A 22,706-nucleotide genomic window follows, 5' to 3' on the forward strand; every position below is an offset into this window, starting at 1 on the left:
GGGTGCCTGTGAGGACCCATGACCAAGCCGTTGCCGACACAACAGGTGGGGATGCCCGCACAGGGCCTGTACGACCCGGCGGCCGAGCATGACGCGTGCGGCGTCGCCTTCGTGGCGACCCTGCGTGGCACGCCCGGACGAGACATCGTCGATGCCGGTCTGACCGCCCTGCTGAACCTCGACCACCGCGGCGCGGTGGGGGCTGAGGAGGACAGCGGCGACGGCGCCGGGATCCTCACCCAGATTCCCGACGCGTTCATCCGCGACGTGGTGGGCGTCGACCTGCCGCCCGCCGGCATGTACGCGATCGGTACGGCGTTCCTGCCGACCGACGACGCGGAGCGCGACGCCGTCGTGCACCGCGTCGAGGTGCTGGCCGCCGAGGAGAAGCTCGATGTCCTGGCGTGGCGCGACGTCCCGGTGGACGCAGGGATCGTGGGCCCGACGGCGCGCGCGTCCATGCCCGTGTTCCGGCAGATCGTCGTGGCCGACCCCTCGCGGGGTCTGTCCGGGATCGACCTGGACCGGCGCACGTACCGCCTGCGCAAGCGTGCCGAGATCGAGCTGGGCCTGTACTTCGCCTCGCTCAGCGCTCGCACGCTCACGTACAAGGGCATGCTGACCACGGCGCAGCTGGAGCCGTTCTTCCCGGACCTGTCCGACCCCCGGTACGCCACGGAGCTGGCGCTGGTCCACTCGCGGTTCTCCACCAACACGTTCCCGTCGTGGCCCCTGGCCCAGCCGTTCCGGCTGCTGGCCCACAACGGCGAGATCAACACGGTGCGCGGCAACCGCAACTGGGTGGCGGCGCGCGAGGGCACCATGGAGTCCGAGCTGCTCGGTGACCTGGAGGCGCTCCAGCCGGTGTGCTCGCCCGGGGCGAGCGACTCGGCGAGCTTCGACGAGGTCCTCGAGCTGCTGCACCTGAGCGGGCGGTCCCTGCCGCACTCCGTGCTCATGATGGTGCCGGAGGCCTGGGAGAACCACTCCAGCATGGACCCGGCCCTGCGGTCCTTCTACGAGTACAACGCGAACCTCATCGAGCCGTGGGACGGCCCGGCCTCGCTCACGTTCACCGACGGCACCCTGATCGGCGCCGTGCTGGACCGCAACGGCCTGCGCCCCGGCCGCTGGTGGGTCACCGAGGACGGTCTGGTCGTGCTGGCCTCCGAGGCCGGCGTGCTCGACATCGACCCCGCCACGGTGGTCCGCAAGGGCCGCCTCGAGCCCGGCAAGATGTTCCTCGTGGACACCGGCTCCGGCCGGATCATCGAGGACGAGGAGATCAAGTCCGGTCTCGCGTCGCTGCACCCGTACGGTGACTGGATCCGCGAGCACTCGGTCCGCCTGGAGGACCTGCCGGACCGCGAGCACGTGGCGCACAGCCCGGCCTCGGTGCGGCGTCGGCAGCGGGCCTTCGGGTACACCGAGGAAGAGCTCAAGATCATCCTGTCGCCGATGGCGACCACGGGTGGCGAGCCGCTCGGCGCCATGGGCTCCGACACGCCCGTCGCGGTGCTGTCGCAGCGCCCGCGCCTCCTGTTCGACTACTTCACGCAGATGTTCGCGCAGGTGACCAACCCGCCGCTGGACGCGATCCGCGAGGAGCTCGTCACGGCCATCGGCAGCGCCATCGGGCCCGAGCCGAACCTGCTGGCCGACATCCCGGAGCACGCGCGCAAGCTCGTGCTCGGCTTCCCGGTGCTGGACAACGACCAGCTCGCCAAGGTCGTGCACGTCGAGCGCGACAAGGAGCTGGAGGGCGTCTTCCAGGCCGAGACCATCCAGGGCCTCTACGACGTCTCGGGCGGCGGCGCCGCTCTCCTGACCCGGCTCGAGGAGATCTTCGCCGACGTCGACCGGTACGTGGAGGAGGGTGCGAGCTTCCTCGTGCTCTCGGACCGTGACGCCAACTCCGAGCTGGCGCCCATCCCGTCGCTGCTCCTGACGAGCGCCGTGCACCACCACCTGGTGCGCAAGCACACCCGTAACCGGGTGTCGCTCGTGGTCGAGGCCGGCGACGTGCGCGAGGTGCACCACGTCGCGCTGCTCATCGGCTACGGCGCGGCCGCCGTGAACCCGTACCTGGCCATGGAGACCGTCGAGGACCTGGCCCGCCGCGGCTACCTGGACGTCACGCCCGAGAAGGCGGTCGCCAACCTGATCAAGGCGCTCGGCAAGGGCGTGCTCAAGGTGATGTCCAAGATGGGCATCTCGACGATCATGTCCTACCGCGGCGCCCAGATCTTCGAGGCGATCGGCCTGTCCCACGACCTGGTCGAGGACTACTTCACCGGCACGACGTCGCGGCTCGGCGGCATCGGCCTGGACGTCATCGCGGCCGAGGTCGCGGCTCGGCACGCCGAGGCGTACCCGCCGTCCGGCAACAAGAAGCCGGGCGAGCGCCTCACCACGGGTGGCGAGTACCAGTGGCGGCGCGACGGCGAGGACCACCTCTTCGACCCGGAGACGGTGTTCCGCCTGCAGCACGCCACGCGGTCCGGCCGGATGGACATCTTCCGGCAGTACACGCGGCGCGTCGACGAGCAGTCGAACCGCCTCATGACGCTGCGCGGCCTGCTGCGCTTCAGCCCCGACCGCGAGCCGGTGCCGATCGACGAGGTCCAGCCGGTCAGCGAGATCGTCAAGCTGTTCAACACGGGCGCCATGTCGTACGGCTCCATCTCGGCCGAGGCGCACGAGACGCTCGCGATCGCGATGAACCGCCTCGGCGGCCGGTCCAACACGGGCGAGGGCGGCGAGGACCCGGAGCGCCTGTACGACGACGAGCGCCGCTCGCGCGTCAAGCAGATCGCCTCGGGCCGGTTCGGCGTCACGTCGGAGTACCTGACGCACGCCACGGACATCCAGATCAAGCTCGCGCAGGGCGCCAAGCCCGGTGAGGGCGGCCAGCTGCCCGGGCCGAAGGTCTACCCGTGGGTGGCGCGCACCCGGCACTCCACGCCGGGTGTCGGCCTCATCTCGCCGCCGCCGCACCACGACATCTACTCGATCGAGGACCTGGCCCAGCTGATCCACGACGCCAAGAACGCCAACCCGGACGCGCGCGTGCACGTCAAGCTGGTCAGCGAGTTCGGCGTCGGTACGGTCGCGACGGGTGTGTCCAAGGCGCACGCCGACGTCGTCCTGATCTCCGGGCACGACGGCGGTACCGGCGCCTCGCCGCTCACGTCGCTCAAGCACGCGGGCACGCCCTGGGAGATCGGCCTGGCCGAGACCCAGCAGACCCTGGTGCTCAACGACCTGCGCGACCGCATCGTCGTGCAGGTGGACGGCCAGATGAAGACCGGCCGTGACGTCATCGTCGCCGCGCTGCTCGGGGCCGAGGAGTTCGGCTTCGCCACCGCGCCGATGGTGGTCTCGGGCTGCGTCATGATGCGCGTCTGCCACCTGGACACGTGCCCGGTGGGCGTCGCCACGCAGAACCCCGAGCTGCGCAGCCGGTTCACCGGCAAGCCGGAGTTCGTCGTGAACTTCTTCGAGTTCATCGCGCAGGAGGTGCGCGAGCACCTCGCCGCGCTCGGTTTCCGGAGCCTCGAGGAGGCCGTCGGCCAGGTGCAGGTGCTCGACACCCGCAAGGCCGTCGACCACTGGAAGGCGCAGGGGCTCGACCTGACCCCCGTGCTGGCGCAGCCGCAGCTCAAGGAGGGCTCCTCGCTGCGGCACACCACGCCGCAGGACCACGGCCTCGCCAGGGCGCTGGACAACCAGCTCATCACGGCGGCGGCCCCGGCCCTCGAGCGCGGTGAGGCGGTGCGCATCGAGCTGCCGATCCGGAACGTGAACCGCACGGTCGGCACGATGCTCGGCCACGAGGTGACCAAGCGGTACCGCGGCGAGGGCCTGCCCGACGACACGATCGACGTGACGCTGACCGGTTCGGCCGGCCAGTCGCTCGGCGCGTTCCTGCCCCGCGGCATCACCCTGCGCCTGTTCGGCGACGCCAACGACTACGTCGGCAAGGGCCTGTCGGGCGGCCGCATCGCGGTCCGCCCGGACAAGGCGTCGGTGCTCGACGGCGCCAACGTCATCGGCGGCAACGTCATCGGCTACGGCGCCACGTCCGGCGAGGTCTACCTGCGCGGTCGCGTGGGGGAGCGGTTCGGTGTGCGCAACTCCGGTGCCACCCTCGTCGCGGAGGGCGTGGGCGACCACGCCTGCGAGTACATGACGGGCGGCAACGTGCTGGTGCTCGGGCCCACGGGCCGGAACGTCGGCGCCGGCATGTCCGGCGGCATCGCGTACTTCCTGGACCTGCGGGTCTCGCGCGTCAACCAAGCGGCCCTCGAGGCGGGCGAGCTCGCCCTCGAGGCCCTGACCGACGCCGACTGGGAGACCGTGCGCGGGCTCCTGGAACGGCACCGTGCGGAGACCGGGTCGGCCGTCGCGGCCGAGCTGCTCGCCGACCCCGCCGCGGCACGCGGCCGGTTCACCCGCATGCTGCCGCCCGGCTGGGCGCGCGTGCGCCTGGCCCTCAGCGAGGCGGAGGCCGCAGGCGCCGACGTCTCCGGAAAGACCCAGTGGGACCCGTCCGTCTGGGACCAGATCATGGAGGTGGCACGTGGCTGACCCCAGAGGATTCCTCAAGGTCACCGAGCGGGAGCTCCCGCCGAACCGGCCCGTCGAGGTCCGGCTGCGCGACTGGAAGGACACCCACGCGCACCGTGCGGAGGGCCAGCCGTTCCTCAAGGAGCAGGCGGGCCGCTGCATGGACTGCGGCGTGCCGTTCTGCCACCAGGGCTGCCCGCTGGGCAACCTGATCCCGGACTGGAACGACCTGGTGTGGCGCGGGCAGTGGGCCGACGCGATCGACCGCCTGCACGCCACGAACAACTTCCCGGAGTTCACCGGCCGGGTGTGCCCTGCGCCGTGCGAGTCGTCCTGCGTGCTGAGCATCAACCAGCCCGCGGTGACGATCAAGAACGTCGAGGTCTCGATCATCGACGAGGCGTTCGCGCGCGGTCTGGTCACCCCGCACGTGCCGGAGCGGCTCACGGGCTCCACGGTCGCCGTCGTCGGCTCGGGGCCCGCGGGCCTCGCCGCCGCGCAGCAGCTCACGCGCGCCGGCCACACCGTCGTCGTCTACGAGCGGGACGACGCCGTCGGCGGCCTCCTGCGCTACGGCATCCCGGACTTCAAGCTCGAGAAGCTGCACATCGACCGCCGTCTGGCGCAGATGGAGGCCGAGGGCACGCGGTTCCGGACCGGTGTGGCGATCGGCACGGACATGAGCTGGGACGCCCTGCGCCGCCGGTTCGACGCCGTCGTGGTCGCCACGGGCGCCACCGTGCCGCGCGACCTGCCCCTGCCCGGGCGGGACCTGGCGGGCATCCACTTCGCCATGGACTACCTGACGCCCGCCAACCACGCGGTCGCCGCCGGTACGCCGGACGTCCTGCCGGAGGGTGCGCCGTCGGCCGAGGGTAAGCACGTCGTCATCATCGGCGGCGGCGACACCGGCTCGGACTGCCTCGGCACCGCGCTGCGCCAGGGCGCCGCGAGCGTCACCACGCTCGCCATCGGCAAGATGCCGCCGACCCAGCGCCCGGCGAACCAGCCGTGGCCGACCGACCCCATCCTGTTCGAGGTCTCGACCTCGCACGAGGAGGGCGGCGAGCGCACCTACCTCGCCTCGACCGTCGAGTTCCTGCCCGACGCCGACGGCAACGTCCGCGCCCTCAAGGTCGCGGAGACCCAGTACCTGCCCGACGGCCGCCGCGCGGCCACCCCGGGCACGGAGCGTGAGATCCCCGCGGACCTCGTGCTCGTGGCCATGGGCTTCACCGGCCCCGAGACCGGCGTGCTCGAGGAGCAGACCGGCATCGAGGTCACCGAGCGTGGCCTGGTCGCCCGCGGCGAGGACTACGCTGCAAGCCTGCCCGGAGTTTTTGTGGCCGGCGACGCCGGCCGCGGGCAGTCCCTCATCGTGTGGGCCATCGCGGAGGGCCGCGCCGCGGCCGCCGCGGCTGATACCTACCTGCAGGGCAGCACCGAGCTGCCTGCCCCGGTGCGTCCGCGCACGTTCGCTCTGCGGTCGTGACCCGAGAACTTCACCGGGAGTTGTTCACCCCCACAGGGCGCTGCGGCGCCCACCTGCCTAGGCTGGAGACATGCGCAGAGCCAAGATCGTGTGCACCATCGGACCCGCCACGGAGTCGCCGGAGAAACTTCGGGAACTCGTAGACGCCGGCATGAACGTGGCGCGGATCAACCGCAGCCACGGCGAGCAGGAGGCGCACGCGGCGGTCTACCGTCACGTGCGTGAGGCCGCGAAGGCGGCCGGAAAGTCGGTCGCCGTACTCGTCGACCTGCAGGGCCCCAAGATCCGGCTCGGCCGGTTCGCCGGGGACGAGAAGCACTTCCTGAACAAGGGCGACACGTTCACCATCACCACCGAGGACATCCTCGGTAGCCGGGAGATCGTGTCGACCACCCACAAGGGCCTGCCGAACGACGCCCAGATCGGCGACCCGCTGCTGATCGACGACGGCAAGGTGCGCGTGCGCGTCACCGCCGTCGAGGGTCCGCGGGTCATCACCGAGGTCGAGGTCCCGGGCCCCGTCTCGAACAACAAGGGCATCAACCTGCCCGGCGTCGCCGTGTCCGTGCCGGCCCTGTCCGACAAGGACGAGTCCGACCTGCGCTGGGCGCTCCAGCTCGGCACCGACTTCATCGCGCTGTCGTTCGTGCGGTCCGCCAAGGACTACGAGGACGTCCGCCGCGTGATGGAGGAGGAGGGCCGCACGGTCCCCGTCATCGCCAAGATCGAGAAGCCGCAGGCCGTCGACAACCTGGCCGAGATCATCGCCGCGTTCGACGGCGTCATGGTGGCGCGCGGCGACCTCGCGGTCGAGATGCCCCTGGAGCAGGTGCCGCTCGTCCAGAAGCGGATCGTCGAGATGGCCCGGCGCAACGCCAAGCCGGTCATCGTCGCCACGCAGGTGCTCGAGTCCATGACGACGTCGCCGACGCCGACCCGCGCCGAAGCCTCGGACTGCGCCAACGCGGTGCTCGACGGTGCCGACGCCGTGATGCTGTCCGGTGAGACCTCGGTGGGCGACTACCCGATCATCACGGTCGAGACCATGGCCCGGATCATCGAGGCCACGGAGGAGGCAGGCCGGGAGCGCATCGCGCCGCTCGGCTCCACGCCGCACACGCGCGGTGGCGCCATCACGCGTGCCGCCGCCGAGATCGGCGAGACGCTCGGGGTCAAGTACCTCGTGACGTTCACGCAGTCCGGTGACTCCGCACGCCGGATGTCCCGCCTGCGCTCGTCGATCCCGCTGCTCGCCTTCACCCCGGAGCAGCACGTCGCCAACACCCTCGCCCTGACCTGGGGTACCACCGAGTACCTCGTGCCGAAGGTCGAGAACGTCGACGCGATGGTCGACCAGGTGGACCTGACCCTGCAGGACCAGGGCCTCGCCGAGAAGGGCGACCTGGTGGTCGTCGTCTCGGGCGCCCCCGTAGGCGTCCCCGGCACGACCAACTCGATCCTGGTGCACCGCATCGGATCGCACACGGACGGTCGCAGCGCCAACTGAAAGTCGAGTACGCCGAAGTAGAGCGTGTGTCCTGTGCACGCGGGGTCAACCCCGCGCGCACAGGACACACGCTCTACTTCGGCGTACTCGACCACTCAGCGGGGGAGATGTCGCTATTGTTCCGGCGTGACCCGCTCATTTCCCTGGACCCGTCTCGGCTTCGCCGTTCTCGTCGTGGTCTCCCTCGGCCTCGGGTGGTGGGGCCTCGCGCTCGACACCAGCCACCAGCCCGACCGCACCTGGTACGACGTCGTCTACCACGACCTGCAGCTCTTCGTCATGGGTGCCGACCCGGCCAGCGGCGGCGGGCCGCTCTCCTGGCAGCTTCAGGTGGCGCGGTTCCTCGCCCCGGCTACCGCGGTCTACGCGCTGTTCGAGGCCGCACGAGCCCTGTTCACCGGGGAGATCCGCCGGTTCAGGGACCGTCGCGCACGCGGCCACGCGATAGTCGTCGGCGAGACCGACGCCGCGGACACCGTCACCGCGGCCCTGGAGGCGGCAGGCCACCGGGTGCTGCGCACTCCTGACGCCTCCGGCCTGCACGACGTCGGCCTCACGGGCGCGACCGTCCTGTACGCGTGCGGCGACGACACCGACGAGGCCACGGCCAACGTGCTGACCGTCGCGGAGGCGGAGACCGCCGTCCGCGCGACGGGCAGCGGACCCGAGCGCCTGTACGCCCACGTCAGCGACCCCGACCTCGGCGTGGCCCTCCAGGCGCGGCACCTGAGCTGCGCCGAACCCGGCGTCGACTTCTTCACGCTCGACGTCATCGCCGCACAGGCGCTCGCGGTGCGCGAGGTGCGGCGCCTGGTGGACACACCGGGCGGCCCCGCCCCGCTGACGAAGGTGCTGGTCATCGGCTCCGGCGAGTTCGCAAAGGCGCTGGTGGTGGGCCTGGCCCGCGAGTGGGAGCTCGCGGGCGACGGCGTCCGGCTGGCGGTCGACCTGCTCGCGGACGACGCCGAACAGGTGGTCGAGGCGCTCCGGACCCGCTGGTCGCCCGTGGCCGAGAAGATCGAGCTGCGGGTCGCGCCGGCGCTCGGCACGGGCAGCCTCGGGGCGCCGGACGTGGTCTACGTCTGCCACGCCTCGGACGGCAGGTCCCTGCGGGTGGCCCTCACCGCCACGAAGCTGTGGCACGGCGGCCCCGGGTCGCTCGTGCTGCTGCTCGACGGCCTGGCAGGCCTGACGGGCGCGTTCGGCACCGAGGCCTCGCGCGTGCTCGACAACCTGGACGGCCGCCTGCGGACGGTGACCATGCGCGACCTGCTCGCCGACGTCGAGCGGGAGGAGGCCCGCGCCCACGCCGACATGTACGAGCGGATCGCGCGGGCCGTGCACCACGTCTACCTGCGCAACCAGCGCGAGCGCGGCGTCGGCTGGGGCGAGCTCCCGGCGATGGTGCGCTGGGAGGACCTCTCCGAGGACCTGCGGGCCTCCAACCGGGGCTGGGTCGTCGGCCTGCCGGCGCGGCTGTCGCGGATGGGCGCGACCATCGCGCCGCGTGACGGAGCGCCGGAGGTGGTGTTCGAGGGCGCCGAGCTGGACAAGCTCGCCGAGGCGGAGCACGAGCTGTGGGAGTCGGTGCGGGTGGCCCAGGGCTGGCGGAGCGGCCCCGTCCGGGACGACGCCGCGAAGGTGCACCCGATGATCGGCATGCCCTGGTCCGAGCTGCCCGAGGACAACCGGGAGAAGGACCGCGACGTGGTGCGGCTGCTGCCCGAGATCCTCGCGGAGTTCGGCCTGGAGGTCGTGCGGTACGACGAGCGTCCGGTGACCGGGGGGTGAACCTGGGCCCGGCGTGTTCGCCGTCCGCGTACCGCGGGGGGTGCCCATCTGGTGTGCCGGGTGTGGGACTCGAACCCACATGTCCTCTCGGACAGCGCTTTTTGAGAGCGCCGCGTCTGCCTGTTCCGCCAACCCGGCCTGCCGGGACGTGAAACATGTCCCGGCGGACATCGAACCACACCCCTGGTCCAGGCCCCAAGCCCGGGTATGCGGGACGTAGGATGTACCCCGTGACCGACGAGAACACCGAGAAGCTTTCCCTGGATCTGCCCCCGATGATCGATGCCGAGCCGGAGGCAGCTCCCGCGCACCCCTCGCGCCGCGCCGTGGTGGCGGAGGACGAGGCGCTCATCCGTATGGACGTCGTGGAGACCCTGCGCGAGGCCGGGTTCGACGTCGTCGGCGAGGCCGGCGACGGCGAGACCGCCGTGAACCTGGCGATCGAGCTCAAGCCCGACGTCGTGGTGATGGACGTGAAGATGCCCGAGCTGGACGGCATCTCGGCGGCCGAGCGCATCGGCAAGGCCCACGCGGCTCCTGTGGTGTTGCTCACGGCGTTCTCGCAGACCGAGCTCGTCGAGCGCGCCCGCGACGCCGGTGCCATGGCGTATGTGGTCAAGCCCTTCACCCCGGCCGACCTGCTGCCCGCCGTGGAGATCGCGATCTCGCGCTACTCGCAGATCGGCGCACTGGAGGCAGAGGTCGCTGACCTCACCGAACGCTTCGAGACCCGCAAGCGCGTGGACCGCGCCAAGGGCCTCCTGATGACCAAGATGGGCCTGTCGGAGCCCGAGTCGTTCCGCTGGATCCAGAAGACGTCGATGGACCGTCGCCTCACCATGCGCGAGGTCGCGGACGCCGTCATCGAGCAGGTCGGCGCCTGACGCGAACCTCGCTCTAGAGCGGGTGAAATCGCGGTTCGCGTGTTCTCTGTCGGCCGGGTGAGGACTAGTCTCTCCGCTCAGCCGGGCCCTCGGCCCGGAAGCTCAGATCCCGGAAGGAGACAAGCGTGCTCGCTATACGCCCTGCCCGCGAGGACGACCTGCCGGCCGTCGCCGCACTGGCCGCTGAGGCGCGCGACGACTCGCCGACCGGGGCCCAGCTCGGAGCCCAGGACACGGACCGGCTGCTGGAGCACCTCAGCGTGCTGCTCGCCGCCGGCGGACACGTGCTCGTCGCGGAGCAGAACGGCCAGGTCGCCGGTGTCGTCCTGGGCCGGGTCGTCGCGGCGTACCTCTTCGCCCCGCGCGCGAGCCTGTACCTCGACATGGTGTTCGTCGCGCCGCGGGCACGCCGCCACGGCGTCGGGCACGCGCTGCTCCGCGCGGCCACCGACCTCGCGGCCGAGCACGGGTGCGAGGACATCTACTCCGCGCCGGTACCCGGCAACCGCGGGGTGCAGCGTTTCCTCGCGCGGCTCGGGTTCGCCCCGGCGGCAGGCCACCGCGTGGCGTCGGTCGCCGCGCTGCAGCGCCGCTTCGCCACCGACGTGGCGGCACGGGACAGCGCGCACGCGGGCCGCCGGTTCGCCCGCGTAGGCCTCGAGGACCTCATCGCCCGCCGGCGCCGTGCCCGCTCCGTCCTCGAGTCCGGGCCCATCGACATGCGCCCGGTGGGCGGCGGCGCGCCGTCCCGCCGCCCCACCGCGAAGGCCGGCTGAGCGCTCCGCTCCGGCTCTAGCCGAGGATCATGCACGTCAGGCGTGCCGTGCACACCCGCTTGCCCGCGTCGTCGGTGATGGCGATCTCGTACGACGCCGTCGTGCGGCCCAGGTGGACCGCGGTCGCCGTACCCGTGACGTAGCCCTCCCGGGCCCCGCGGTGGTGCGTGGCGCTGACCTCGATGCCCACCGTCTGCTTGCCCGGGCCCGCGTGCGCCTGCGCCGCGAGCGAGCCGAGCGTCTCGGCGAGGACCACCGAGGCGCCGCCGTGCAGCAGCCCCGCCGGCTGGGTGTTGCCCTTGACCGGGATCCGCCCGACCGCGCGGTCCGGCGCCAGCTCCAGCAGCTCCATCTCCATCCGCTCGAAGAGCGTGCCCGTCGTCTCCGCTCCGGCGTACAGGGCCTTCCAGTCGATCGCGGGCTCGTCGATCGTGGGCTCGGAAGGTGCAGCGGAAGCGCTCGTGTCAGTCATGCGGGCTATGTTGTCAGGCGTGACCTCCACCGTGCCAAGCCGTACTCCGGACAAGCCCTCCTCGGGCCGCCCCCGTCTCCTGCTGATCGATGGCCATTCCATGGCCTATCGGGCGTTCTACGCGCTGCCCGACACCCTCGCGACCAGCTCAGGACAGATCACCAACGCCGTCTACGGCTTCACGTCGATGCTGACGAACCTGCTGCGCGACGAGCAGCCCACCCACCTGGGCGTGGCGTTCGACGCGGGCCGCGTCACCTTCCGCACCGAGCGGTTCCCCGCGTACAAGGGCACGCGGGACGCCACGCCGGACGCGTTCAAGGGACAGGTCCCGCTCATCAAGGAGGTGCTCGACGCGCTGCACGTCTCCTCGATCGAGCTCGCCGGCATCGAGGCCGACGACATCCTGGCGACCCTCGCCGTGCAGGCCAGGACCGCCGGCATGGAGGTGCTGGTGTGTTCCGGTGACCGCGACACGCTGCAGCTGGTGAACGCCGACGTCACCGTCCTGTACCCCAAGAAGGGCGTGTCCGAGCTGGCCCGCATGGACCCGGCGGCGGTCGAGGCCAAGTACGGCTTGCCCCCCGAGCGCTACCCGGACCTCGCGGCGCTCGTCGGCGAGACCAGCGACAACCTGCCGGGCGTACCCGGCGTCGGCCCCAAGACCGCCGCCAAGTGGATCGCCGCGTACGGCGGCCTGGCGGCCCTGCTCGACGCCGCCGACGAGGTCAAGGGCAAGGCCGGCGAGAGCCTGCGCGCGAACCTGGACCAGGTCCGGGTCAACCGCGAGCTGAACGCCCTCCTGACCGACGTCGAGCTGCCGCTCGGTGTGGCCGACCTCGCCCTGGAGGGCTTCGACCGGGAGGCGGTGCACCTCGTCTCCGACACCCTGCAGTTCGGCCAGCTGCGCGACCGGCTCCTCGCTGTCGACCCCGCGGGTGCCGCCGCGGAGGAGGCACCCGTCGCCGGCGGGGTCGAGCTCGACCTGGCCGACGTCGCCCCGGGCGCCCTCGGCGCCTGGCTCGCCGCCCGCTCGGAGCGCGTGGGCGTCGACGTGGCCGGCACGACCGTGGCCGGCGGCGGGGACGCCTGGGCCGTGGCCGTGGCGGAGCCGGACGGCGTGGCCGCCTACCTCGACCTGACGCAGCTCGGGCCCGACGACGAGAAGGCGCTCGCGGCCTGGCTCGCCGATCCCGCGGCGCCCAAGACCCTGCACGGGGCGAAGGCTGCCGCGCACATGCTCGCCGCGCGGAGCATGGACCTCGCGGGTGTCGCCTTCGACACCGAGCTCGCCGCCTACCTGTGCTACCCGGACCAGCGCGGCTACGACCTGGGCGACCTCGCGGTGCGGCATCTCGGCCGGGAGCTCAAGGTCGCACAGGCCGAGGGCGCCCAGGGCGCCCTGGACCTCTCGCTCGAAGGCGAGTCCGAGGGGCAGGCGGAGGCAGTGAGAGCCCACGGCGTGGCCGAGCTGGCGGCCGCCCTGGAGGGCGAGCTCGCCGACCGCGGCGCCACCCACCTGCTGGACGACGTCGAGCTGCCGCTGTCCGGCGTGCTGGCGCGGATGGAGCGCATCGGCATCGCCGCCGACACGGAGTACCTGACCGGCTTGGAGAAGCAGTTCGCGCAGGGGGTCGCCGACGCCGCCGCCGAGGCGTACGCCGTGATCGACCGCGAGGTGAACCTCGGCAGCCCGAAGCAGCTGCAGGAGGTGCTGTTCGACCAGCTGGGCATGCCCAAGACCAAGAAGATCAAGACCGGCTACACGACCGACGCGGCGAGCCTGCAGGACCTGTTCGTCAAGACCGAGCACCCGTTCCTGGCCCACCTGCTCGCGCACCGCGACGTGTCGCGCCTGCGCACCACCGTCGAGGGGCTGCTCCGGTCGGTGGCCCCCGACGGGCGCATCCACACGACGTTCCAGCAGACCATCGCCGCGACGGGCCGCCTCAGCTCGACCGACCCGAACCTCCAGAACATCCCGATCCGCACGGAGGCGGGCCGGCAGATCCGGCGCGCGTTCCAGGTCGGCGAGGGCTACGAGTCGCTGCTGACCGCCGACTACAGCCAGATCGAGATGCGGATCATGGCGCACCTGTCGCGCGACGAGGGCCTGATCGAGGCCTTCAACTCGGGGGAGGACCTGCACCGGTACGTGGGCTCGCGCGTGTTCGAGGTGGAGCCCGCCGGCGTGACCGCGGACATGCGCTCCAAGATCAAGGCCATGTCGTACGGACTGGCCTACGGCCTGAGCGCCTTCGGCCTGTCGCAGCAGCTCAACATCGCCACGGGCGAGGCGCAGACGCTCATGGACGACTACTTCGAGCGGTTCGGCGGCGTGCGCGACTACCTCTCCGGCGTCGTCGAGGAGGCTCGGGCGACCGGGTACACCGCGACGATCCTGGGCCGGCGCCGCTACCTGCCCGACCTCACGAGCGACAACCGGCAGCGCCGGCAGATGGCCGAGCGCATGGCGCTCAACGCGCCGATCCAGGGCAGCGCCGCCGACATCATCAAGCTCGCGATGCTCAAGGTGCAGGCCGCGCTGGACGAGCGCGGGCTCTCCTCCCGCCTGCTGCTCCAGGTGCATGACGAGCTCGTGCTCGAGGTCTTCCCGGGCGAGCGGGAGGCCGCGGAGGAGGTCCTGCGCAGCGAGATGGGCGCGGCCTACGAGCTCACCGTCCCGCTCGACGTCTCCGTGGGCGCGGGCGCCACCTGGCACGAGGCCGGCCACTGACCCCCACGAAGTAGAACCCTGGCGAGGTAGAACCAGGGCGAGGTAGAACCAGGGCGAAGTAGAACTCCAGCGGCTCAGGACGGATCGCTCGGGTTCTGTCTCGCCAGGGTTCTACTTCGCCAGAGTTCTATCTCGCCTGGGTTCTATCTCGGCAGCTCCGTGACGAAGACCGCCGTGCCCGGGAGGTAGCGGCCGCGCTCCGGGCCCCAGCCGCCCCAGACCTGGTCGTTCCACTCCGGCCACTCCGGTTCGACCAGGTTCGTCAGCCGCAGGCCCGCGGCGGCGACGTCGCGCACGTGGTCACCCACGGTGCGGTGGTACTCCGCGTACAGGACCCGGCCGGCGGCGTCGGCCTCGACGTACGGGCGGCGGTCGAAGTACGAGCGCGACGCCGTCAGACCGCGCAGGGTCGGGTCGTCGGGGAACGCCCACCGCAGGGGGTGGGTGACGGAGAACACCCAGCGGCCGCCCGGGCGCAGCACGCGGGCGACCTCCCGGTGCACGGCGCCGGCGTCGGGCACGAAGGGCAGCGCGCCGAAGGACGTGAAGACGATGTCGAACGAGCCGTCCGCGAACGGCAGCGCCCGGGCGTCCGCCTGGACCCGCGGCACGACGACGCCCGTGGCGGCGTCGAGGCGCGCCGCACCCGCCAGCATGCCCGCCGAGTAGTCGGTGGCGACGGCCCGGGCCCCGCGGGAGGCGAGCCAGCGCGAGCAGTGCGCCGCTCCAGCCCCCACCTCCAGCACGTCGCGCCCGTCGACGTCGCCCAGCAGGCCGGCCTCCGCCTCGGTCAGGCCCTCGGGACCCCAGCGGAACCCGGCGTCGCCGAGGAAGTCGCGGTGCTCGTCGAGGTACTCGTCGGCGTTGGCGTCCCACCACGCCCGGGCGGCCCCGGCGTCGTCAGGCAGGTCGCGGTAGCCGAAGGACACGGGCTGGTCGTCGCTCACGAGGCAATCATCGCCCCTGTCTGCTTCCTATGGTTTCGTACGGCTGTGTCTATGAGTCACGGGCGAATACCACAGGAGCGGCCATAACAAAAGGGTCACGATTGGATTCCGGTCAGGGAAGCGAAATACGCAGGCAACGAGAAGGCTCCTAAGGTCAGGCGCAAACGTCTGCGTGTCGTCGTGTCCCGAACCCGGGCTCGCCGATGCGCTCGAGGAAGGAGAGTGCCATGCGTCGACGCGCTACGCGCCTTGCGGGCGGCGTCACCCTGGTGACTGCGCTCGCAGTGGCTCTGAGTGGATGTGTCGCCAGCGAGCGGGACCCCGAGGGCAGCGGCGAGGGCAGCGGCAAGGACACCTTCGTGTTCGCCGCGTCCGCAGACCCCGGATCGCTCGACCCCGCGTTCGCCAGTGACGGCGAGTCGTTCCGGGTCGCACGCCAGATCTTCGAGGGCCTCGTCGGAGTCGAGCCCGGCACCGCCGACCCCGCGCCCCTGCTCGCCGAGAGCTGGGACATCAGCGAGGACGGCCTGGAGTACACCTTCCACCTCAAGGAGGGTGTCAAGTTCCACGACGACACGGACTTCGACGCCGAGGCCGTGTGCTTCAACTTCGACCGCTGGGCGAACTGGACCGGCCTGGCCGCGTCCGAGTCGCTGTCGTACTACTACACGCACGTGTTCGGTGGTCAGGGCGAGAACGGCAAGTACGACTCGTGCGAGGCCTCGGACGCCGCGACCGCGGTCGTGAAGCTGAAGAGCCCGCTGCCCGAGCTCGTCCCCGCGCTCTCGCTGCCGTCGTTCTCCATGCAGTCGCCCAAGGCGCTCGAGGAGTTCAGCGCTGACGAGATCGGTGGCGCCGAGGACGCGCCCGAGCTCTCCGAGTACGCCAAGGCGCACCCGGTCGGCACCGGCCCGTACACGTTCGGCGAGTGGAAGACCGGCGAGTCGGTCACGCTCAAGGCGTTCGACGGCTACTGGGGCGAGATCCTGGACGTCAAGAACATCGTCTTCACGGTGATCGCCGATGGCACCGCGCGCCGCCAGGCGCTCGAGGCCGGCGACATCGACGGCTACGACCTGGTCGCCCCGGCCGACGTCGACGCCCTCGCGGAGTCGGGCTACCAGATCCTCAACCGCGAGCCGTTCAACATCCTGTACCTGGGCATGAACCAGAAGCAGAAGCCGCTGGACGACATCCGCGTCCGCCAGGCGATCGCCCACGCGATCGACAAGGAGGCGCTGGTCGCTGCCGCGCTGCCCGAGGGCACCGAGGTCGCCACGCAGTTCGTGCCCTCGATCGTCTCCGGCTTCAGCGAGGACGTCGCGCAGTACGAGTTCGACCAGGACAAGGCCAAGAGCCTCCTGGCGGAGGCCGGGCAGGAGAACCTCGAGCTCGAGTTCAACTACCCGACCGACGTCTCGCGTCCGTACATGCCGGACGCCGCGGCGATCTACGAGGCCATCTCGGCAGACCTCGAGGAGGTCGGCATCACGGTGAAGGCGACGCCGGAGCCGTGGAGCCCCACCTACCTCGACACCATCCAGGGCAGCGAGAACCACGGGCTGCACCTGCTCGGCTGGACGGGTGACTACAACGACACCTACAACTTCATCGGCACCTTCTTCGGCGCCGAGTCGTCCGAGTGGGGCTTCGACGACCCGGACCTCTTCAAGAGCCTGAGCGACGCGCGGTACGCCGACGTCGACCAGCAGGAGGCCCAGTACCAGGCCGCGAACGAGGCCGTGATGGAGTTCCTGCCGGGCGTGCCGCTCGCCAGCCCGGTGCCCTCGCTCGCCTTCACCGCACAGGTGCAGGACTACCCGGTGTCGCCGGTGCAGGACGAGGTCTACAGCGTCATCACGTTCTCGGAGTAAGAGAACCCGATGACACACCTAGGGCGCATCGCGCCTTAGGGTGAAGTGCTCAGGTCGGGGCGCGGCACCTGCCGCGCCCCGACCGCTGTCCGTGACTTTCAAGGATCTTCCTGAGGATAGGTATGCTCCGCCTCATCGTGCAGCGGTTGCTGCTCCTGATACCGCTGCTCCTAGGGCTGTCGGTGCTGTTGTTCGCGTGGGTCCGGGCGCTGCCCGGCGGCCCCGCGACCGCCCTGCTGGGCGAGCGGGCCACACCCGAGGCCATCGCTCGCATCAACACCCTGTACGGGTTCGACCAGCCGTTGCACATCCAGTACTTCAAGTACCTGGGCCGCCTGCTGACGGGGGACTTCGGCGTCTCCACGCGGACCGGCCGTCCCGTGCTGGACGAGTTCATCACGCGCTTCCCCGCGACGATCGAGCTGACCGTGGTCGCGCTGGTCATCGCGATCGGCATCGGCATCCCGCTCGGCTACGTCGCCGCTCGCCGGGCCGGCTCGATCATCGACCACTCATCGGTCGTCGTGTCGCTGATCGGCGTCACCGTGCCGGTGTTCTTCCTCGCCTTCATCCTGAAGTACCTGTTCGCCGTGGAGCTGGGCTGGTTCCCCTCCACGGGGCGGCAGGACCCGACGATGATCGCGACGCATCCGACGAACTTCTACGTGCTGGACGGACTGCTCACCGGTGAGTGGGACGCCGCATGGGACGCGTTGGTGCACCTGATCCTGCCCGGCATCGCGCTCGGCACGATCCCGCTGGCGATCGTCGCGCGGATGACCCGCGCCGCGGTGTCCGAGGTGCAGAACGCCGACTACGTCCGCACTGCCCGCGCGAAGGGCATCAAGCCCGCGCGGCTGCGCGGCGAGCACATCCTGAAGAACGCGATGCTCCCGGTGCTGACGACCATCGGCCTGCAGGTCGGCCTGCTGCTGTCGGGCGCCGTGCTCACCGAGACGGTCTTCGCGTTCAGCGGCATCGGCTCGTTCCTCGCGGAAGCCGTGTTCAACGCCGACTACCCGGTGATGCAGGGCTTCGTCCTGATGATCGCGATCGTGTACGCCCTCGTGAACCTGTTCGTCGACGTGTCGTACGGGCTGATCGACCCCAGGCTGAGGAGGCAGCAGTGAGTGCCAACGAGCTCCCCCTGACCGACGGCGCGGCTGCCCAGCCGCTCCACACCAGCATCCACGGCGACGGGCCGGGCGGTGCCGACCACGGCGGCGAGGGTGTCTGGGCGCGCGCCTGGCGCACCCTGCGCAAGAACCCCGTGGCGATCGCCGGGTTCGTGATCGTCGCGGCGTTCGTGCTCATCGCGCTGCTCGCCCCGCTGATCGCCCCGTACGGGCCCCACGAGCTGCCGGGCCGTGCCGAGGTGCGCCCGACGATGATCCCCGGGCCGTCGGCCGAGTACCCGCTGGGCCTGGACCGCTACGGCGGCGACGTGCTCAGCAAGCTGATCTGGGGCGCCCGCGCGTCGCTCCTGGTGGGCGTCCTGTCCACGCTGTTCGGCCTGGCCGGCGGCATGGCGCTCGGCCTGCTCGCGGGCTGGTTCGGCAAGTGGGTCGACTTCGGCGCCATGCGCCTGGTGGACCTGATGCTGTCCGTGCCGTCGCTGCTGCTCGCCGTCTCGATCGCCGCGATCGCGGGCCAGTCCTCGATGTCGGTCATCGTCGCCATCGGTGTGGTGCAGATCCCGATCTTCGCCCGCCTGCTGCGCGGCTCGATGCTCGCGCAGCGCGGCCAGGACTACGTGCTGGCCGCGTCCGCGCTGGGCCTGAGCCGGCGCTCGGTGACCATGAGCCACGTGCTCCCCAACAGCGTCGGGCCGGTCATCGTGCAGGCGACGCTGACCCTGGCCACGGCAGTGATCGAGGCGGCTGCGCTGTCCTTCCTCGGCCTGGGTGGCGGCGAGCCCTCCACCGCCGAGTGGGGCCGCATGCTGACGGCCGCGCAGCAGGAGCTGGCGGTCGCGCCGCGCCTGGCGATCCTGCCCGGTATCTGCATCGCCGTGACGGCCCTCGGCTTCACCCTCGTGGGCGAGAGCCTGCGCGAGGCCCTCGACCCCCGGAACAGGACCCGAAAATGAGCGACACCCCTGAGCAGAAGACCTCCGACGCCGCGGTGGGTGGTACGGCCGGTCCGCAGGACGCCGACGTCGTCCTGCGCGTCGAGGACCTGTGCGTCGACTTCCGCACCGAGAACGGCGCGGCACGCGCCGTGGCGAACGCGAACCTGACCGTCCGGCGCGGGCAGACCGTGGCGATCGTGGGGGAGTCGGGCTCCGGCAAGACCACGCTCGCCATGGCCGTCCTCGGCCTGCTGGCCAGCAACGGCTCGGTGGCCGAGGGGCACATCTGGTTCAAGGACGAGGACCTGGGCAAGGTCAGCCCGCAGCGCATGGCGCAGCTGCGCGGCACCGAGCTCGGCCTCGTGCCGCAGGACCCGATGACCAACCTCGACCCGATCATGCGGATCGGGCAGCAGATCGACGAGGGCCTGATCGACAACGGCCTGCGCACCCGCCGGGACGCACGCACCCGCACGGTCGAGCTGCTCGACGAGGTAGGCCTGCCCGACGCGCGGCGCCGGGCGAGCCAGTACCCGCACGAGTTCTCCGGCGGCATGCGCCAGCGTGCGCTCATCGCCATGGGCCTGTCGGGCCGTCCGGCGCTGCTGGTGGCGGACGAGCCGACGTCGGCCCTCGACGTGACCGTGCAGCGGGGCATCCTCGACCAGCTCTCCGGGCTGACCGAGGAGCTCGGCACCGCGGTGCTGCTCATCACGCACGACCTCGGCCTCGCGGCCGAGCGCGCCGACGTCGTCGTGGTCATGTACCGCGGCGACATCGTCGAGCAGGGTCCCGCGCGCCAGGTCCTCACCGACCCGCAGCACGAGTACACCAAGCGCCTCATGGCGGCAGCGCCGTCGCTCGCCTCGCGACGCATCGAGATCGCGCGCGAGCGCGGCCTGGACGACGTCCTCGAGGACGCACTCCTGGCCCACGGTTCCCCGGGCGCCGAAGTAGAGCGCGTGTCCGAGAACGCGGAAGGCGCACCGACGGGAGAGGTGGACACACGCTCTACCTCGGCAGACTCGGCGATCCTCGTGTCCGTTCGGGACGTTTCCAAGGTGTTCTCTATTCGGGGCAACGGGCTGTTCTCGCGGGCCAAGGACTTCACGGCGGTCGACGGCGTGAGCCTCGACATCCCGCGCGGCTCCACGGTCGCCGTGGTGGGGGAGTCAGGTTCGGGCAAGTCCACGCTCGCCCGGATGATCCTGGACATCGAGAAGCCGACCACCGGTTCGATCACGTTCGACGGCGGCCTCGTGGGCGCGGGCAACCACCGGGACCAGATCGCCTACCGGCGTCGGGTCCAGCCCGTGTTCCAGGACCCCTACTCGTCGCTCGACCCGCTCTACTCGGTGTACCGCGCGATCGAGGAGCCGCTGCGCGCGCACTCCTACGGCGACGCGGCGGCCCGCCGGGCCCGGGTGGAGGAGCTCGCCGACCAGGTGGCGCTCAGCAAGGGCCAGCTGCAGCGGTTCCCCTCCGAGCTGTCCGGCGGCCAGCGCCAGCGCGTGGCGATCGCGCGCGCCCTCGCGCTGTCGCCCGAGCTCGTGGTCTGCGACGAGGCGGTCTCGGCGCTCGACGTGGTGGTGCAGGCGCAGATCCTGCAGCTCCTCGCCGGCCTCCAGGAGGAGCTGGGGCTGACCTACCTCTTCATCACGCACGACCTCGCCGTCGTGCGGCAGATCGCCGACCGGGTGCTGGTGATGCAGGAGGGGCGAGTGGTCGAGGAGGGGACCGTCGACTCGGTCTTCGACTCGCCCGCCACGGCCTACACGCGGGCCCTGCTCGACGCCATCCCCGGCAAGGACCTGGAGCTCGCGCTCTGACGCCTCGCGGTGCCCTGGCTCGCGTTGACCGGGGCGCTGCGACGCCACTAGGATGGCTGGCGGTGCCGTGCGCCTTCCGGCGATCGTCAGCACCTCACGAGCACCGCACAAGCAGAGCTCGAACAGACCCTGTCCTTACTACACCATGTCCGCATCGGAGCATCGAACTCAATGACCATCTCCACCCCCGCGAAGTCCGCACCCCAGGTTGCCATCAATGACATCGGCACCGAGGAGGACTTCCTTGCTGCCATCGACGCCACCATCAAGTACTTCAACGATGGGGACATCGTCGAAGGCACGATCGTCAAGGTGGACCGCGACGAGGTCCTTCTTGACATCGGCTACAAGACCGAGGGTGTGATCCCGTCCCGGGAGCTCTCGATCAAGCACGACGTCGACCCTGGCGAGGTTGTCTCCGTCGGCGACGCCGTCGAGGCCCTGGTCCTCCAGAAGGAGGACAAGGAAGGCCGTCTGATCCTGTCCAAGAAGCGCGCACAGTACGAGCGCGCCTGGGGCACGATCGAGAAGATCAAGGAAGAGGACGGCGTCGTCACCGGCACCGTCATCGAGGTCGTCAAGGGCGGCCTCATCCTCGACATCGGCCTGCGCGGCTTCCTCCCCGCCTCCCTCGTGGAGATGCGTCGCGTCCGCGACCTCCAGCCGTACGTCGGCAAGGAGATCGAGGCCAAGATCATCGAGCTCGACAAGAACCGGAACAACGTCGTGCTGTCGCGCCGTGCCTGGCTCGAGCAGACGCAGTCCGAGGTTCGCTCCACCTTCCTGCAGACGCTGCAGAAGGGCCAGGTGCGCCCGGGTGTCGTCTCCTCGATCGTCAACTTCGGTGCGTTCGTGGACCTCGGCGGCGTCGACGGTCTGGTGCACGTCTCGGAGCTGTCCTGGAAGCACATCGACCACCCGTCCGAGGTCGTCGAGGTCGGCCAGGAGGTCACGGTCGAGGTGCTCGACGTCGACTTCGACCGCGAGCGTGTCTCCCTGTCGCTAAAGGCGACGCAGGAGGACCCGTGGCAGACCTTCGCCCGTACGCACGCCATCGGTCAGGTCGTGCCGGGTAAGGTCACCAAGCTCGTCCCGTTCGGTGCGTTCGTCCGCGTCGAGGACGGCATCGAGGGCCTGGTCCACATCTCGGAGCTGGCCGTGCGTCACGTCGAGCTGCCCGAGCAGGTCGTCACCGTCGGTGCCGAGGTGTTCGTCAAGGTCATCGACATCGACCTGGAGCGTCGCCGCATCTCGCTGTCGCTCAAGCAGGCCAACGAGGGTGTGGACCCGGAGTCCGAGGACTTCGACCCCGCGCTGTACGGCATGGCCGCCGAGTACGACGACGCCGGGAACTACAAGTACCCGGACGGCTTCGACCCGGAGACCAACGAGTGGCTCGAGGGCTTCGAGACCCAGCGCGAGGCGTGGGAGGCGGAGTACGCCAAGGCGCACGAGCGCTGGACCGCGCACCGCAAGCAGGTCGCCGAGGCGCTCACCGCTGACACCGAGGCGACCGAGGCCCCCGCGGCCGCGGCCTCGGCCGGCGGTAGCGGTAGCAGCAGCAGCACCACCTACTCCTCGGCTCCGGTCGAGGAGGTCGGCGGCACGCTGGCTTCGGACGAGGCGCTCGCCGCGCTCCGTGAGAAGCTCACGGGTAACTGACCCGAGCTGATCGACGGCCCGTCACCCCTTCGGGGGTGGCGGGCCGTCGCCGTTCCCCGGGCGGGCCGCCGGTGTTTTCATGATGCGGTGCGGTG

General features: G+C 71.0%; 14 protein-coding genes and 1 tRNA gene. 12 read left to right on the forward strand and 3 right to left on the reverse strand.

Features of this window, described 5'->3' with window-relative positions; genetic code table 11:
* Positions 1-18: 18 nt before the first annotated feature.
* The 4 genes from gltB (at position 19) to ACNYC2_RS09400 (ending at position 9,359) form a co-directional block, all read left to right on the forward strand.
* On the forward strand, positions 19-4,590 hold the full coding sequence (gene gltB, locus ACNYC2_RS09385) for a glutamate synthase large subunit (protein WP_419706751.1): 4,572 nt from the start codon (positions 19-21) through the stop codon (positions 4,588-4,590).
* Positions 4,583-6,061, forward strand: coding sequence for a glutamate synthase subunit beta (locus tag ACNYC2_RS09390; RefSeq protein ID WP_419706752.1), 1,479 nt, complete (start codon positions 4,583-4,585; stop codon positions 6,059-6,061). The genes gltB and ACNYC2_RS09390 overlap by 8 nt, the downstream gene beginning before the upstream one ends.
* Positions 6,062-6,131: 70 nt before the next feature.
* Positions 6,132-7,568, forward strand: a complete 1,437-nt coding sequence (gene pyk / locus ACNYC2_RS09395; protein ID WP_419706753.1) for a pyruvate kinase — start codon at positions 6,132-6,134, stop codon at positions 7,566-7,568.
* Between the two features lie 126 nt (positions 7,569-7,694).
* On the forward strand, positions 7,695-9,359 hold the full coding sequence (locus tag ACNYC2_RS09400; RefSeq protein WP_419706754.1) for a RyR domain-containing protein: 1,665 nt from the start codon (positions 7,695-7,697) through the stop codon (positions 9,357-9,359).
* Between the two features lie 54 nt (positions 9,360-9,413).
* Here ACNYC2_RS09400 and ACNYC2_RS09405 read toward each other — a convergent pair.
* Positions 9,414-9,497, reverse strand: a tRNA-Leu gene (locus ACNYC2_RS09405).
* Between the two features lie 137 nt (positions 9,498-9,634).
* Here ACNYC2_RS09405 and ACNYC2_RS09410 point away from each other — a divergent pair.
* Positions 9,635-10,243 (forward strand): ANTAR domain-containing response regulator, encoded by a 609-nt coding sequence (locus ACNYC2_RS09410; RefSeq protein WP_419707803.1) that lies wholly within the window; start codon positions 9,635-9,637, stop codon positions 10,241-10,243.
* Positions 10,244-10,368: 125 nt separating this feature from the next.
* A complete protein-coding gene (locus ACNYC2_RS09415; protein ID WP_419706755.1) occupies positions 10,369-11,019 on the forward strand; it encodes an N-acetyltransferase family protein in 651 nt (216 codons plus the stop codon).
* 16 nt (positions 11,020-11,035) lie between these two features.
* Here the strand turns inward: ACNYC2_RS09415 and ACNYC2_RS09420 are convergent, their stop codons facing one another.
* On the reverse strand, positions 11,036-11,377 hold the full coding sequence (locus ACNYC2_RS09420; RefSeq protein WP_419707804.1) for a PaaI family thioesterase: 342 nt from the start codon (positions 11,375-11,377) through the stop codon (positions 11,036-11,038).
* Between the two features lie 121 nt (positions 11,378-11,498).
* Here ACNYC2_RS09420 and polA point away from each other — a divergent pair, with 121 nt between their 5' ends.
* Positions 11,499-14,228, forward strand: coding sequence for a DNA polymerase I (gene polA, locus ACNYC2_RS09425; RefSeq protein ID WP_419706756.1), 2,730 nt, complete (start codon positions 11,499-11,501; stop codon positions 14,226-14,228).
* A 143-nt stretch (positions 14,229-14,371) separates the two neighbouring features.
* Here polA and ACNYC2_RS09430 read toward each other — a convergent pair whose 3' ends face one another.
* Positions 14,372-15,175 (reverse strand): class I SAM-dependent methyltransferase, encoded by an 804-nt coding sequence (locus ACNYC2_RS09430; RefSeq protein WP_419706757.1) that lies wholly within the window; start codon positions 15,173-15,175, stop codon positions 14,372-14,374.
* A 227-nt stretch (positions 15,176-15,402) separates the two neighbouring features.
* Here ACNYC2_RS09430 and ACNYC2_RS09435 point away from each other — a divergent pair, with 227 nt between their 5' ends.
* From ACNYC2_RS09435 to rpsA, 5 genes are all read left to right on the forward strand, one after another.
* Positions 15,403-17,049, forward strand: a complete 1,647-nt coding sequence (locus tag ACNYC2_RS09435) for an ABC transporter substrate-binding protein (RefSeq protein ID WP_419706758.1) — start codon at positions 15,403-15,405, stop codon at positions 17,047-17,049.
* A gap of 122 nt (positions 17,050-17,171) precedes the next feature.
* Positions 17,172-18,179 (forward strand): ABC transporter permease, encoded by a 1,008-nt coding sequence (locus tag ACNYC2_RS09440; protein ID WP_419706759.1) that lies wholly within the window; start codon positions 17,172-17,174, stop codon positions 18,177-18,179.
* A gap of 56 nt (positions 18,180-18,235) precedes the next feature.
* Complete coding sequence (locus ACNYC2_RS09445; RefSeq protein ID WP_419707805.1) at positions 18,236-19,138, forward strand: ABC transporter permease; 903 nt, start codon at positions 18,236-18,238, stop codon at positions 19,136-19,138.
* Positions 19,135-20,949 (forward strand): dipeptide ABC transporter ATP-binding protein, encoded by a 1,815-nt coding sequence (locus tag ACNYC2_RS09450; protein WP_419706760.1) that lies wholly within the window; start codon positions 19,135-19,137, stop codon positions 20,947-20,949. Before ACNYC2_RS09445 ends, ACNYC2_RS09450 begins: the two co-directional genes overlap by 4 nt.
* 171 nt (positions 20,950-21,120) lie before the next feature.
* On the forward strand, positions 21,121-22,611 hold the full coding sequence (rpsA, locus tag ACNYC2_RS09455) for a 30S ribosomal protein S1 (RefSeq protein WP_419706761.1): 1,491 nt from the start codon (positions 21,121-21,123) through the stop codon (positions 22,609-22,611).
* Positions 22,612-22,706 lie beyond the last annotated feature (95 nt).

Source organism: Promicromonospora sp. NFX87 (genome assembly GCF_048564965.1).
In the GTDB taxonomy this organism is placed as follows: domain Bacteria; phylum Actinomycetota; class Actinomycetes; order Actinomycetales; family Cellulomonadaceae; genus Promicromonospora.

Bases quoted from the DNA above. Each gene is read 5' to 3' on its own strand.
- gltB (WP_419706751.1), top strand. From the start codon at position 19: ATGACCAAGCCGTTGCCGACACAACAGGTGGGGATGCCCGCACAGGGC.
- pyk (WP_419706753.1), top strand. From the start codon at position 6,132: ATGCGCAGAGCCAAGATCGTGTGCACCATCGGACCCGCCACGGAGTCG.
- ACNYC2_RS09410 (WP_419707803.1), top strand. From the start codon at position 9,635: ATGATCGATGCCGAGCCGGAGGCAGCTCCCGCGCACCCCTCGCGCCGC.
- ACNYC2_RS09420 (WP_419707804.1), bottom strand. From the start codon at position 11,377: ATGGAGATGGAGCTGCTGGAGCTGGCGCCGGACCGCGCGGTCGGGCGG.
- polA (WP_419706756.1), top strand. From the start codon at position 11,499: ATGTTGTCAGGCGTGACCTCCACCGTGCCAAGCCGTACTCCGGACAAG.
- ACNYC2_RS09435 (WP_419706758.1), top strand. From the start codon at position 15,403: ATGCGTCGACGCGCTACGCGCCTTGCGGGCGGCGTCACCCTGGTGACT.
- ACNYC2_RS09440 (WP_419706759.1), top strand. From the start codon at position 17,172: ATGCTCCGCCTCATCGTGCAGCGGTTGCTGCTCCTGATACCGCTGCTC.
- ACNYC2_RS09450 (WP_419706760.1), top strand. From the start codon at position 19,135: ATGAGCGACACCCCTGAGCAGAAGACCTCCGACGCCGCGGTGGGTGGT.
- rpsA (WP_419706761.1), top strand. From the start codon at position 21,121: ATGACCATCTCCACCCCCGCGAAGTCCGCACCCCAGGTTGCCATCAAT.